This window comes from Crossiella sp. S99.2 (assembly GCF_023094165.1).
Classification (GTDB): Bacteria; Actinomycetota; Actinomycetes; order Mycobacteriales; family Pseudonocardiaceae; genus Crossiella.
In genome coordinates, this window is sequence record NZ_JALMDK010000006.1 from 577,458 (window position 1) to 590,338 (window position 12,881).

The following is a 12,881-nucleotide window of genomic DNA, read 5'->3' on the forward strand; positions in this document are numbered from 1 at the left end:
GATCCGCCCGGAGCGCGCCGCCGGTCAGCGGACGGTCTCGGCGATGTGGTCCATCGCGTAGAGCACGTGCTCGGCCAGCTCGAGCGCGGCCTTGTCGCTCATCTTCGAGTGTTCCTTCAGGGTCGTCTTGACCAGCTCGACCCGGCGCTCATAGAGGGAGGTGATGGTGGCGGTCATGAGACTGCTCCTAACCCGTGCAGACACAACCTCGGTCGAGTCCACTGCTTGCCGACGCCGCGCAGAACCGCGCGGCGATCTGGTCGTGACTGCTCCACGCATGCTGGCAAGCAACGCACACGACGTCCTCGCCGTCCTGGAGATCTGAGGCCATCGGGATCATCCCGGCGCTCCCGCCTCCGGCCGCACTCGGCGACCGGGCATTGTGGTGCACCCAAGGCGGCGTCGGCTTGACTGCCTCCGCGCGACATACCCTCGGTAGGGCTCACTCTACGGGGCCTGCCTAGACCCGGCTCAGCGCCTCACGCAGGCTGCGGGTCAGCCCCTGCGGGGACAGCTCCTTGGTGAGGTCGTTGAGGCACTGGCATTCCGCGGGCGGCCGCTGCATGCGCACGCACGCGTAGAGCCCGAGCACCTGCAACGCCCGCGCGGTGGCCAGCCTGCCCTGTCCTGCGGGCAACCGGCAGCTCCGGCGCACCCGGTTGGCGATCTTGCGCTCCACCGACCAGCGGCCGGGCAGGAACCCGCCGACGTGGGCGGTGGCCCGGCGGACGACGTTCGGCGACAACAACCGCCGGGACTGCCGGGCCAGCCTGCGACAGCTCGCCGGGCGCAGCCCGAACTGGAAGGAGGTCCACAGCGCCGACCCGGCCAGGTCGATGGTCCGGCGGCGCACCATCCGCTTCCACTCCGCGGTGGCGATCACCGCGACCAGGTGTTCGGCCTGGGCGTCGGACAGTGGACGCGCGCGATGCCGCGCACGTCCACCGCCCACCCGGATCATGGTCCGAGACTGCTATGAACCCCGGGCCTGTCACCAGCCGCTATCGGGGTTAGAGCCGGATGCCGCGTTCGGCCAACCAGGTGCCAGGGTTCACCTTTTTGCCGCCTGGCGCCCACACCTCGAAGTGCAGGTGCGGTCCGGTGGACTGGCCGCGATTGCCCATGGTCGCGATCTGCTGGCCCGCCTGCACCTTCTGGCCCGCGCGGACCATGGAGGCGTTGATGTGGCCGTAGACGGTGATGGTGCCGTCGTTGTGCTGCACCCGCACCCACAGGCCGAAGCCGCTGGCCGGGCCGGATTCGACCACGGTGCCCGCGGCGGCGGACAGGATCGGGGTGCCGATGGAGTTGGCGATGTCCACGCCGTAGTGCATGGTCCCGCCGCGCACGCCGAAGTTCGAGGTGAACCGGCCTTCGGCCGGCCGGACGAACTCGCCACTGGCCTTGATCGTGGACTTGGCGGCGGCCGCGGCGGCCCGCTTGGCGGCCTCGGCGGCGACCTTCTCGGCCTCCGCCTTCTCCGCGTCGGCCTTGGCGGTCACGGCGGCCTGGCGCTCATCGGCCATCCGCTCGGCCTTGGCCAGCTTCGCCAGTTCGATGCCGGGGTCGGTGGTGACCGCCCTGGGCAGGACCTCCGGGGCCGTGCGGGCGACCGCGGCGAGGTTCGCCTGCAGGTCGACCGGCTCGGGGGTGGTGGCCTCGGAAGAGGAGGACGTCATCAGCTGGAACGGGGCGCCGACCACCACGGAGGTGGTCAGGGCGGCAGCCGCCAGCGTGCTTCCGCGCCATTTCGGGGGTGTGGCGCGGGCTCTATGTCGAGCCAAGACTCGTTGCCTTTCCGTCTCGGGGAGCCCGGTCGAGACCACCCGGCGGGGGATCCGGGTGTTGAGGCGGATTCGGGGTCCACCTCAAGGTTGTCTCGCGTGACCGAACCGTGACGTTCGGCCGGGACGGTAACCACCGGTGACAACGGGAAGCAAGCCTTCGGGGTTCAATGGCCGGTCTTTGGTGACAGATACCACTGGGTAACCACAGAGCGTCAGGACCCGTGTATGGGCCGCAACCGGCGCGCGGTCAGCTCGGCCAGGGCCCCGGTCTCGGTGGCCAGCCGCCGCAGCCCCTCGGTCACCGCCCCTGCCGCCTTCGCGCCGAGAATGTCCTGGTAGGCGGCTCGAAGATCAGCTCGCGCGGTCCGGGCCGCCTCGATCGCGCCGGTGGCCCGCTCGGTCAGCTCCACCAGGCGGCTGCGCTGATCGCCCTCCCCCACGCTGCGCCGGGCGTAGCCCAGCTTCTCCAGTTCGGTCACCGTTTTGGACACCGCCTGCGGGGTCAGGCCGAGTTTGGCCGCCAGCTCGGAGATCCGGGCCGGGCCGGGGATGAGGTGCTGGAACAGGTAGCCGTGCGAGCGGCGCAGCCCGGTGAACCCGGCCGCCGCCACCCGTTGCTGCACCTCGGCGTCGGCGGCCGCGGACAGCGCGGTGAACAGCAGCACCAGATCATCGGCCGGGTCGAGCACGGGCGATCCCTCCGCAATATACGAAACCATGGTTGCGTAACTATGGTTGACTAGTTCCGGGCAGCGTACCCAGGAGAGGACGGATCCGATGGTCGACGGCTACTGCGATCCCGCGTTCACCCCCGTGCGGGATGCCTTCGCGGCTGGGTTCGCCGCGGGCGAGGACCGCGGCGCGGCGGTGTCCGTGCAGGTGGACGGGCGGACCGTGGTCGACCTGTGGGGCGGCTCCTGGCAACGGGACACCGTGGTGAACCTGTTCTCGGTGACCAAGGGCGTGCTCGCGGTGTGCGCCCACCAGCTCATCGAACGCGGCCAGCTGGACCCGGACGCGCCGGTGATCGACTACTGGCCCGAGTTCGCCGCCGCCGGCAAGTCTGCGATCACCGTGGCCGACCTGCTCGCGCACCGGGCCGGACTGCCCGCGCTGCGCGAGACCCAGCCCGCGGGCGCGCTGTTCGACTGGACCCGGATGACCACGGCGCTGGCCGCGGAGACGCCCTGGTGGCCGCCGGGTGAGCAGCACGGCTATCACGTGGTGACCTGGGGCTGGCTGGTCGGCGAAGTGCTGCGCCGGGCCTCCGGCCGGACTCCGCGCGAACTGGTCGCCGACCTCGGCCTGGATCTGCACCTCGGTCTGCCCGCCGAGCAGGCCCACCGCGCCGCGTCCACCGTCGCCGCGCCGTTCACCCCGCCCGCCGCGGGTGCGCCCGGCAGCGAGCTGCTGGCCGCGATGGGCGCGCCGGGTTCGATGGCGGCGCAGGCCTTCGTCAACCCGCCCGACCTGCTGACCCCCGATCTGGTGAGCGACCCGCGCTGGCGGGCGGCGGAGATCCCGGCCGCCAACGGCCACGGCAACGCCCGCGCGGTCGCCGAGCTGTACGGCGGCCTGGTCCGCACCCAGGCCCCGCTGCTCGGCTCGCTGGCCGGGGCCACCGAGGAGCGGTCGGCGGGCCGGGACGCGGTGCTGTGCGGGCACACCAGGTTCAGCCTGGGTTTCATGCTGCCCGGCGAACTCCGGCCCTTCTCCCCCGGTCCGCGCGCATTCGGTCACCCGGGTGCGGGCGGCGCGCTGGGCTTCGCCGATCCGGACGCCCGGCTGGGCTTCGGCTTCACCCCGGACCGGACGATCACCACCCTGCACGGCGCGGACCCGCGGTGGCAGCGGCTGGTCCCCGCGGTCTACTCCTGCCTGTGACTCAGTCCTCGTAGCCGAGCAGGCGCAGGTCCGGCGGCACCAGCGTGGTGCTTTCCAGGAGTTCGCGGATCAGGTTGTGGTTCACCGTGTTGCCGACCGGGTGGTTGATCTCCTCCCGGGTCAGGCCCGGCACCCCGCCCCGGCTGAGCCGGTTGCGCACGCTCATCACCAGGTGCTCGACCCGCTTGGAGGTCCACTCCTCGGCCGGCCGGATCTCGGTCAGGTGCTCGGCGGCCTGCCGCCAGGACAGCGGGGTCGGGTATGCCTCGTGCAGCAGGTAGCGCTGGCCGAGCACCACCAGCACGAGCTGCTCGACCGGTGAGAGCGCCCAGATGTTGGGCGGCCGGGTCGAGGCTTCGTGCTCGGGCCCGCGCCCGTCCTCGGCCGCGCCCTGCACGTGCACCTCAAGCAGGTGCTCCCGATGGTTGGAGCCGCGCACGAACACCGGGGTGTAGCCGGGCCCGAGCGGGATCGGCTCGTCCTGGTTGAACAACAGCCGGGCCCCTGGCAACCGCACCGGCAACCTGCCCAGGGTGCTCAGCCACCACTGGTCGTCCCGGTAGGTCACGCAGCCGTGCCTGCGGCTGATCCGCCGGTCGTTCTCGCCAACGCAGACGTGCACGTCCGGCCGGTTGCGGCCGAAGAGCACCTCCCGGCCCTCCCGCGGACCGACCGTGATGCCACCGGCCACCGCCAGCACGTTCAGCGTGCCCGGCGCGCCACCGGCCATGCCCCAGGCCAGGCTGTGGTGCGCGGGCGGCAGCACCCCCGGACGCTCACCCATCCCGGCCTCCTCCCGGTGCGCTGACCGCTCCAGCATGCGGCATGAGCGCCGGGATCGATCCCCGGCGAGTCGCGGTAGAACGATGCCGCAACAGCGGACGGCTTGCCGGTTCCAGGGGGTGTCGGCAAGCCGTCCGTGCGGTCAGCCGGCTGGGAAGAACGCGGCGGCCAGCTCCTTGGCCACCGCGCAGCGCTCGGCATAGGGCTTGTGCTTGCTGGTGACCAGGACGAACACCGCGTCGAGCTTGATCGAGCGGTAGGCGTTGGGGTACGAGCGGGTGGCCACCCGGACCCGGCAGCCGTCGGTGAACTCGCCCATCTCCAGGTCGACGAAGGCATCCCGCCCGGCGATGGTGCCGGTGGTGCCCCTCGCCTCAGTGAACGGGTTGCTCCTGGCCAGGTCCAGTTGCAGCGTTTCGGAGCGGTCGGCGTTGGCCCAGGTGCAGCTGAACCGGCCGAAGCCGGGCTCAGGGCTGGCCGGGTCGATCCCGGGCAGCCGGGGGAACCGCGCGGACGTCCCCGCTGCGCACGCGTCCTGGTTCGCCAGCGAATCCGGATACGACTCCCGCCGGGGGATCTGCCCCTTGGCCAGGACCGCGCTCGCCGACTCCACCACCGCGTCGGCCATCCCGCAGAGATCGGCCTCGACCACGGTCTTCACCCGCACCGAGATCTGGATCTCGTAGTCCTCGGGCAGCAGCAGGCGCCGGGCGCAGCGGCCCGGCACCGCCGTTTCCCGCAGCACGCTGAACCTGCCCCGCTGCTCCACCTGCCCCTGCGGCCGGTCGGCCGGGGAGGTGCTGCCGAGCAACAACGTGATCGGGGTTTCCCTGCTGGTGTCGTCGACCTTGACGATGACATCGCACCGGTCGAACCGGTACTCGTCGGGAATCAGGTTGGTGTCGCCGAACTTCGTCAGCCTGGCCAGGTCGAACAGCTTGCACGGGTCGGCGGTGCGCTGGTCCCCCATCAGCGAGACCGGCTGATCCCCGGTCCGCGGCAGGTTGGCCAGCCCCAGCCAGACTGCCAGGGCCAGCACCGCCACCAGCGCGCCCGCGCTCAGCAGCCACCGGCGCAACGCGGTCTGCCGGGACCGGCGCCCGGCCCCGGTCAGATCGGCCAGCAGCCGCCGGGTGGCCGCCGCGTCCGGGCGGCGTTTCGGGTCCACCCGCAGCATCTCGGTCAGCACCGGCGCCAGCGGACCGCTGTTGCGGCTGGGCGTGAGCCTGCCCTCGGCGGCCCGGCGCAACCGCAGGAAGGGGTTGTCGGTCTTGCCGCCGACCGGGGAGGCGCCTTCCACCGCCGCGTACAGCGTGGAGCCCAGCGAGAAGATGTCCGAGGCCGCGATCGGGTCCCCGCCGTTGGCCACCTCCGGCGCGACGTAGCCGGGGGTGCCCGCGAGCAGCGAGGAGCCGGTCACCGTCTCCTCCCCGGCCAGCAGCCGGGAGATGCCGAAGTCGCCCAGCTTCGCCTCGTCCTCGGAGATCATCAGGATGTTGGCCGGGGTGATGTCCCGGTGCAGGATGCCCTTGGCGTGCACCGCGGCCAGCGCGTCGGCGATCTGCGCGCCCAGCCTGGCCACCAGTTCCGGCGGCAGCACCCCGTGTTCGGCCAGGCTGCGCGCCGGCACGTACTCCAGCACCAGCCAGCACTCGGCGCCGTCGTCGAGCACGTCGTAGAGGGTGACGATGTGCGGGTGGTTGAGCTGGGCCAGCAGCCGTGCCTCCCGGCGCAGTTGCTGGAGTTGTTCCGCGTGCTGGACGGAGGGGCCGGGCAGCGCCCGCTTGAGCGCGACCTGCCGGTCCAGGTGCTCGTCGGTGGCCCGCCACACCACCCCGTTGCCCCCGGCGCCGACCTGGTCCTCCAGCCGGTACCGGCCGGCGACGACCTGTCCCGCCCGCATCTCTCCTGCTGACCACACGGTGTGCAACCTTTCCGTGCACCGGGAGTGACCACAACGGGCGGGCCGGTGGTCAGCGTGGGCTTACACCTGTTTGTGACGTTGTCGGCGGACCGGATGCCTGCCAGGGTGATCACGTGGACTGGAACGCCCCGCTGGACAACTACTGCGAACGCGTGGCACCCGGTCTGTGGGGTGAGCCGCTCAACGCGCTGAGCAACGGCGGGTTCATCATCGCCGCGCTGGTGCTGTGGTGGCTCATCCGCCGTCGCGGCCCAGACAGCCCCTCCGCCCCGGCCAGCCTGCACACGCTGGCCGCGTTGCTGCTGCTGATCGGCCTGGGCAGCCTGGCCTTCCACACCTTTGCCAACCGCTGGTCGGTGCTGCTGGATGTCGGCTTCATCGCGCTGTTCATCCACTTCTACGTGGTCTGCTTCCTGCATTGGTTCTGGGGCCTGAAGTGGAAGTGGGCCTGGCTGGGTGTGCCCGCCTACCTGGTGATCGGCCAGTTGATCTCGTTCACTCTCGGCGGCCTGATCGGCTCCGGCGGCGGCCAGTACCTGCCCGCGCTGGTCACCATGATCGTCTTCGCCATCGCGCTGGGCTTCCAACCGGACCGCTCGCTGCGCGAGTACCGGAAGTGGTTCGGGCTGACCGCGGCGCTGTTCGCGGTGTCGTTGTTCCTGCGCACGGTGGACGGCCCGGTCTGCGGCGACATCGTCATCGGCACCCACTTCCTGTGGCACCTGTGCAACTCCGGCGTGCTGTTCCTGGTGGCATACGCGCTGGTCCTGCGCTGGCGCGAGGTGAAGGAACGGCAAACTCTCCAGTGAAACACCGGTGACGGGAACGCGGCGTTCGTCCCGTTCGTTGGCCCTACGCTGGGCTACACCATCAACACAGGGGATAAGGACGGTTTCTGGTGTTCAAGCGGATGCTCCAGGCTTTCGGCGTTGGCGGGCCGACCGTGGACACGGTGCTCCACGACCCCAACTGCCGACCGGGCGGGCAGCTCTCCGGTGAGGTCCGCCTCTCCGGCGGCAGCAGCGACGTCGAGATCGAACACGTGACCCTGTCCCTGGTGACCCGCATGGAGGTCGAACACGGGGACAGCGAGCACAACACCGCTGTCGAGTTCTTCCGGGTCGCGGTGGCGGGCCGGTTCCAGCTGCGCGAAGGGGAACAGCGCAGCATCCCGTTCCAGCTCCCGGTGCCGTGGGAGACCCCGCTGACCATCGTCGGCGGCGCCCCGCTGCGCGGCATGTCGGTGGGCGTGCGCACCGAGCTGTCGGTGGCCAAGGCCGTGGACAAGGGCGACCTGGACGCGGTGCACGTGCACCCGCTGCCCTCCCAGGACGCGGTGCTGGAGGCGTTCGGCCGGCTCGGTTTCCAGTTCCGCAACGCCGATGTCGAGCGGGGCCACCTGCACGGCGTGCGCCAGGAACTGCCGTTCTACCAGGAGATCGAGTTCTTCCCGCCCGGTCAGTACGCGGGCCGGATCAACGAGGTCGAGCTGACCTTCGTGGCCAACCCCAGTGAGCTGGTGGTGGTCCTGGAGGCGGACAAGCGTGGCGGGCTGTTCCGCTCCGGCGGCGACGCCTTCGGCCGTTTCCACGTCGCCCACCAGGAGGCCGAGCGCACCGACTGGGCCGCGCACCTGGACGGCTGGATCAGCCAGGCCGCGGGCCGGATGGCCCAGCACTACGGCAACCAGCCCGGCTACGGCCAGCAGGGCTACGGCCACGGCGGGGGCCACCCGCAGCACTACCGCGACCACGACGACGACCACGGTCGCCGCGGTGGCGGCATGGGCGTGGGCGGCATGGTCGCCGCCGGTGCGGCCGGTGTGGTCGGCGGTTTTGTGGCCGCCGAGATGATCGACGAGGTCGGCGACTTCTTCGGTGGCGACGACGAGTGAGTCCGGGCGGGTCTTGACTGATCCGCGCTGAGCGAGGAATCGGGGCGGTCCTGCGGGGCCGCCCCTTTTCCTTGTCTCAGACCAGGTTCGCCCCGGTGAGCGCGGCCATGTGCCGGGGCAGGTGCGGCCACACGTCCTCGGTGTAGAAGTGCGCGCCCGGCAGCTCGTCCACCCGGAAGTCCCCGGCCGCGACCTCCCGCCAGCGGCTCGCGCCGGCCAGGGTCACCGGGTCTCGCGCGCCGATGAGCGCCTGCACCGGGGCGTGCACCCGGGTGCCGGGGGTGTAGCGGTAGGTGCCGTGCAGCGCCAGGTCCGCGCGGAAGGCGGTCAGCACCACCCCGGCCAGATCCGGATCTTCCAGGATCTCCTCCGGCAGCGTGCCGTACTCCCGGATCCAGGCGAGCAGCTCGTCATCGGCGTGCCGCGCCACCGGCCCGGTGTCCCCGGCGAAACCCAGGTGCGGCGGTGCGGCGTGCCCGGACACCACCAACGCCGCCGGTGCCGGTCCGCCCGCCGCCTCCAGCCGCGCCGCGGTCTCGAACGCCACCAGCGCGCCCATGCTGTGCCCTGCCAGCACAAACGGCGCCCGCGCCACCGACCGGACCGTGGCCACCACATCGGTGACCAGGTCGTCGAAGACCGAGGGCATCGCCTCGGTGAACCGCCGTTCCCGCCCCGGGTAACAGACCAGCACGAGTTCGGTGTCCGCTGGCACGGCCTGGGCCCAGGGCCGCAACGGGGCGGTGCCGCCGCCGGCGTAGCTCAGGCCGATCAGCAGCCGGGTGGCCTCCGGGCGCGGCTCGGGCCGGGCCACCGATGTCTGTCCGCGCACCGCGGCGACCTCCGCGAGTCAGGGGGATGAGTCGCTGCCCGACCCTACGCGGCCGCAGGTCGCGAACCCGGTGCGACCACAGGCCGACGCCCGCCCCGCCGGGGTCCGCCGCCAGGCCGATTTGCCGCGCTGTGCGTCGACGACCGGGTCCGCGGCGGGTACACCTGGGCCGACAGCGTGGATCCCAGGCCCGGTCCGTCATCCCTCCGGCGCAGAAGAGAGCCAAGCCAGTGATGTTCCCCGCCAAGGTCGTGCTCGCCACCGCGATCGCCCTGCTCGCCACCGGGTGCGCCGCGGTCAACAAGGTCACCGAGGAGGTCGAACGCCAGTCCAGCGAGTACGGCAGCGAGATCAAGGCCGTCGACCTGGAGAACCTGATCGGCACCATCAGGATCACCGGCGGCGACCGGCTGGTGGTGAAGCGGGCGCTGACCCAGCAGACCACCCGCCGCTCGCACGCCGCGCTCACCCCCGACGGCGACACGCTCCGGCTGATGGGTGGCTGCTCCGGCGCCGCGGGCGAGTGCGATGTGGACTGGGACATCACGCTGCCCAAGGACGTCAAGGTCAAGGTGGCCAACAAGACCGGCGGCATCACGCTGACCGGGGTGGCCGCGCCGGAGATCGACGTCCGGACCAAGCTCGGCGAGGTCGTGGTGGAGGCCACCGGCGGCTTCGACCGGCTGGCCGCGCATTCCGAGGGCGGCAAGGTCACCGTGACCGTGCCGGGCGGCCGGGACTACCAGGTGACCACGAAGGTCAAGGAGCGCCTCGGCAAGGCTGAAGTCCAGGTGCGGCAAGGGGCCGGGCCAGGTATCATGGCGAGTTCGGACCGCGGCGACGTCACGGTGCGGAACGCCTGACAGGCACCGGAAAGTCCCCGGCGCACGTTCGGTAATCTGCGCGACACGCAGGGTCCGGACCGAGCCGGGCCGCACAAGCGCCAGGAGACCCCCGTGCCCGCCGTGTACGACCGCCGCCGCCCGCTCGTCGCCCTGACGATCGCCGCTCTCGCCCTCGGCCTGGCCGGTTGTGGCAGTTCGGCCGCGGACTCCGAGGCGCCCAAGCCGCCGGCCCGGCCGCGCGAGCTGGCCTTCGACAACGTCAAGCCGTGCGCGCTGCTGTCCCAGCCGCAGCAGGGCGAGTTCGGCGTTGACCAGGCCGCCGAGGACGGCACCAGCCCGACCTTCAACGCGCCGAGCTGTGTTTTCGTCAGCCAGAAGGAAAAGGTCAGCCTGTCGGTGGTGCTGGTGACCGACCGCGGCATCGCCGAGTTCGCCCCCGGCAAGGCCACCGGCCAGACCGACCCGGTGACCGTGGCGGGCTTCCCCGGCTACCGGGTGCGCACCGACCAGCCCGCGGGCGAGCAGTTCTGCACCGTGCACCTGGATGCCGCCCCCGACCGGGTGCTGACCGCCGCCTACAACGAGGAGGGCCGCGACAAGCCGCTCTCCAAGGACGAGGTCTGCCAGCGCGCCACCAAGGTCGCCGAGGCCGCGCTGGGGACGCTGACCAGCGCCAAGTAGTTACCCCTCACCCGATCGGGTGGAGTCGCCTGAGCTGGCCGAACAGGCCGGTGAGGGCTGTTTGACGCGGCTACGATCTGAGACGAGCTGATCTCAGGGGGTAGTTGAGGTGGCACCACAAGGCAGTGTGTCGGTGGACGGCATGAAGATCGACTTGGCCCAGGTCCCGGCCGCGATCCGGTTGTACCAGCAGACGAAGGACCGGATCGACGAGCTGGTCAGCCGGGCCGCGAGCGATCTGCAGATCGAGCCGATGGGCAACGACGACGTCAGCCGGGATGTCGCGACTGAGTTCAACAACCGGAACCTGCGCAGCACCGGATCCATCAGCGCGGCGATCTCCGCCTTCCGCGACCGGCTCCAGTCGATCATCGAGCAGCTCACCGCGGTGCAGCAGCAGTACCGCTTGTCCGATGAGGGCAACCGCGCGAAGTTCCCGGGAGACGTGCGTGCCTGACCGCCGTTTCCTCGCCACCGCCCTCGTGCTCGCGTTCGGCTTGGCCGGATGCGGCGGCGGCAACGCCGCACCCACCACCACCTCCGCCACCACGGCTTCGACGCAGGCGACCACCAGCACCGCCCCGGCCAAACCCGCCCGGCCCCGCGACCTCGACCTGACCGGGGTGGCGGCCTGCGAGCTGTTGTCCGAACAGCAGCGGACCACCCTCGGGGTGGATCAGCCGCCGAAGCCCGGGCACAGCACCACCTTCGACGCCGATGACTGCTTCTTCATCAACCGCAAGGAGAACACCAACTTCTTCCTGGTGCCGATCAGCAAGCAGGGCATCGAGCGGTTCGGCCCGGGGCGGGTCAACGGCAGGGTCCGGGACGGAAATATATCCGGCTACCTCGCCTACGAGGTGTGGACGGAAACCACACCCGGCAGCCAGTTCTGCACTGTGCACGTCGACGTGTCCGACGGGCAGACATTGCGCTCGCACTACGCCGAGGGCGGCCGGAAGCAACCGCTGGGCCGGACAACGCTGTGCACGCGGGCGGCACAGGTGGCCGAGGCCGCACTAGCGACGCTGTCGAAGAAATAGCCACAGGGGGAGTCATGTTCAACTCGCTGGATGTGTGCCGGAACTGGCTGGCCGTTCCGCACCAGAAGCTCTACGACGACCTGCAACAGGGCCGCGGTCCGGCCACCGCCGAACCCGCCAAGAAGTTCCAAGCCGAACTGGCGCAAGGGTTCTTCAACGCGGTCAACGATCTGAAGACCGGTCTCAAGACCCTCGGCGGGGTCTGGCAGGGACAGGCGGCGGACAACGCGCAGGCGGCCATCGGCGGGCTGGGGCCGTGGCTGGAGCTGGCCAGGACCGCGGTGGAGAACTCGGGCAAGGCCACCGGGTCCCAGGCGGAGGCGTTCAGCACGGCCAAGACGGCGATGCCCAAGCCGGTGGAGGTCAAGACCGGGGAGGACTGGGCGCCGGTCAAGGGGGTCAAGAACTTCTTCGGGGTCAAGACCGATCGGCAGGACGAGGAGGAAGCGGCGAAGGAGGCGCATCTGCGGGCGGCGCAGGTGATGTCGACCTATTCGACCTCCTCCAGTGCGAACGTGCGGGCGTTGCCGACGATCTCCGAGCCGCCGCAGGTCGCGGTGGACGAACAGGTCACTCCCCCGCCGCCGGGACCCGGTGGCCGGGGCGGCCGGACCGTGGCGCCGGCCCGGCGGGGCGCGAGCGGCGGCGGGGATCAGCTGCGGCCCGGTGGCACGAGCGGTTCGGACGGCGGGATTCCCGTTGCGCCGCAACAACAGGACGGTCCGCCGCCACCGGACGGGACGCAGCGGCCGGGCACCGGGGTGGACGATCCGCGGGTGGCGGCGGTGACGCCGAGTCAGTACACGCCGGTGCCATCCCAGGGCACGCCGAACGTGCCGGGGAACTTCGGGCCCACCGGGTCCGGCGGGGTCTCCGGTGGCGGCGGTGGGTACGGCGGGTTCGGCGGCGGTGTGGTCGGTGGCGGGTTCGGCGGAGCGACCGGTGGACCTGGCGCGCCGGGGAATCCGTTGGGACGCGGTGGATCGGCCGGGGTCGGTGGTGGGACGCAGGTGCCCGCGGCGCGGACCGGGTCGCCGGGGGCCGGGCGGGGCGGGCAGTTCCTGCAGCAGGCGGCGCCCGGCGGGGCGGCCCGGCCCGGCGAGGAGGACGAGGAGCACGAGAACCAGTACGTGCTCGATTCCGACGAGATCTTCACCGACGATCGGCTGGTCGCGCCGCCGGTCATCGGCGAACACCAGGAGTAGACC

The 12,881-nt window shown here is 71.4% G+C and carries 16 protein-coding genes; 8 read left to right on the forward strand and 8 right to left on the reverse strand.

Features of this window, described 5'->3' with window-relative positions; genetic code table 11:
- Positions 1 to 24 precede the first annotated feature (24 nt).
- The 5 genes from MZC64_RS25855 to MZC64_RS25870 all read right to left on the reverse strand — a co-directional run bounded on the left by MZC64_RS25855 (position 25) and on the right by MZC64_RS25870 (position 2,476).
- Entirely contained in the window at positions 25 to 177 is a 153-nt protein-coding gene (locus MZC64_RS25855) for a DUF6307 family protein (protein ID WP_247759087.1), read from the reverse strand.
- 10 nt (positions 178 to 187) lie between these two features.
- Positions 188 to 340 carry an RGCVC family protein gene (locus MZC64_RS49175; protein ID WP_221489854.1) on the reverse strand — a complete coding sequence of 51 codons (153 nt, stop codon included), beginning with the start codon at positions 338 to 340 and terminating at the stop codon, positions 188 to 190.
- A 120-nt stretch (positions 341 to 460) separates the two neighbouring features.
- A complete protein-coding gene (locus MZC64_RS25860; protein WP_247759085.1) occupies positions 461 to 961 on the reverse strand; it encodes a hypothetical protein in 501 nt (166 codons plus the stop codon).
- Positions 962 to 1,010: 49 nt separating this feature from the next.
- Positions 1,011 to 1,679 carry a M23 family metallopeptidase gene (locus MZC64_RS25865; RefSeq protein WP_247759084.1) on the reverse strand — a complete coding sequence of 223 codons (669 nt, stop codon included), beginning with the start codon at positions 1,677 to 1,679 and terminating at the stop codon, positions 1,011 to 1,013.
- A 320-nt stretch (positions 1,680 to 1,999) separates the two neighbouring features.
- Positions 2,000 to 2,476 (reverse strand): MarR family transcriptional regulator, encoded by a 477-nt coding sequence (locus MZC64_RS25870; RefSeq protein ID WP_247759082.1) that lies wholly within the window; start codon positions 2,474 to 2,476, stop codon positions 2,000 to 2,002.
- An 88-nt stretch (positions 2,477 to 2,564) separates the two neighbouring features.
- Between MZC64_RS25870 and MZC64_RS25875 the strand changes: the two genes are divergently transcribed.
- The gene (locus MZC64_RS25875) at positions 2,565 to 3,671 is read left to right on the forward strand and encodes a serine hydrolase domain-containing protein (protein WP_247759076.1); all 1,107 of its coding nucleotides are present in this window, start codon (positions 2,565 to 2,567) and stop codon (positions 3,669 to 3,671) included.
- A 1-nt stretch (position 3,672) separates the two neighbouring features.
- On the opposite strand, the gene MZC64_RS25880 is transcribed toward MZC64_RS25875, so the two are convergent.
- Both MZC64_RS25880 and MZC64_RS25885 read right to left on the reverse strand, forming a co-directional pair.
- Complete coding sequence (locus MZC64_RS25880; protein ID WP_247759074.1) at positions 3,673 to 4,455, reverse strand: FHA domain-containing protein; 783 nt, start codon at positions 4,453 to 4,455, stop codon at positions 3,673 to 3,675.
- 141 nt (positions 4,456 to 4,596) lie between these two features.
- A complete protein-coding gene (locus MZC64_RS25885; RefSeq protein WP_247759073.1) occupies positions 4,597 to 6,357 on the reverse strand; it encodes a serine/threonine-protein kinase in 1,761 nt (586 codons plus the stop codon).
- Positions 6,358 to 6,491: 134 nt separating this feature from the next.
- Here MZC64_RS25885 and MZC64_RS25890 point away from each other — a divergent pair, with 134 nt between their 5' ends.
- Together MZC64_RS25890 and MZC64_RS25895 are read left to right on the forward strand one after the other, a co-directional pair.
- Positions 6,492 to 7,187 (forward strand): ceramidase domain-containing protein, encoded by a 696-nt coding sequence (locus MZC64_RS25890; RefSeq protein ID WP_247759071.1) that lies wholly within the window; start codon positions 6,492 to 6,494, stop codon positions 7,185 to 7,187.
- Between the two features lie 89 nt (positions 7,188 to 7,276).
- Complete coding sequence (locus tag MZC64_RS25895) at positions 7,277 to 8,272, forward strand: sporulation protein (RefSeq protein ID WP_247759069.1); 996 nt, start codon at positions 7,277 to 7,279, stop codon at positions 8,270 to 8,272.
- Between the two features lie 76 nt (positions 8,273 to 8,348).
- Here MZC64_RS25895 and MZC64_RS25900 read toward each other — a convergent pair whose 3' ends face one another.
- Positions 8,349 to 9,104, reverse strand: coding sequence for a thioesterase II family protein (locus MZC64_RS25900; RefSeq protein ID WP_247759067.1), 756 nt, complete (start codon positions 9,102 to 9,104; stop codon positions 8,349 to 8,351).
- Between the two features lie 233 nt (positions 9,105 to 9,337).
- On the opposite strand from MZC64_RS25900, the gene MZC64_RS25905 reads away from it, so the two are divergent.
- From MZC64_RS25905 to MZC64_RS25925, 5 genes are all read left to right on the forward strand, one after another.
- Positions 9,338 to 9,967 (forward strand): hypothetical protein, encoded by a 630-nt coding sequence (locus MZC64_RS25905; RefSeq protein WP_247759065.1) that lies wholly within the window; start codon positions 9,338 to 9,340, stop codon positions 9,965 to 9,967.
- A 93-nt stretch (positions 9,968 to 10,060) separates the two neighbouring features.
- Positions 10,061 to 10,630 carry a DUF3558 domain-containing protein gene (locus MZC64_RS25910; RefSeq protein ID WP_247759064.1) on the forward strand — a complete coding sequence of 190 codons (570 nt, stop codon included), beginning with the start codon at positions 10,061 to 10,063 and terminating at the stop codon, positions 10,628 to 10,630.
- Between the two features lie 142 nt (positions 10,631 to 10,772).
- Complete coding sequence (locus MZC64_RS25915; RefSeq protein ID WP_247759061.1) at positions 10,773 to 11,087, forward strand: PE domain-containing protein; 315 nt, start codon at positions 10,773 to 10,775, stop codon at positions 11,085 to 11,087.
- A complete protein-coding gene (locus MZC64_RS25920) occupies positions 11,080 to 11,673 on the forward strand; it encodes a DUF3558 family protein (protein WP_247759059.1) in 594 nt (197 codons plus the stop codon). The genes MZC64_RS25915 and MZC64_RS25920 overlap by 8 nt, the downstream gene beginning before the upstream one ends.
- A gap of 14 nt (positions 11,674 to 11,687) precedes the next feature.
- On the forward strand, positions 11,688 to 12,878 hold the full coding sequence (locus MZC64_RS25925; protein ID WP_247759058.1) for a PPE domain-containing protein: 1,191 nt from the start codon (positions 11,688 to 11,690) through the stop codon (positions 12,876 to 12,878).
- The last annotated feature ends 3 nt before the right edge of the window (positions 12,879 to 12,881 follow it).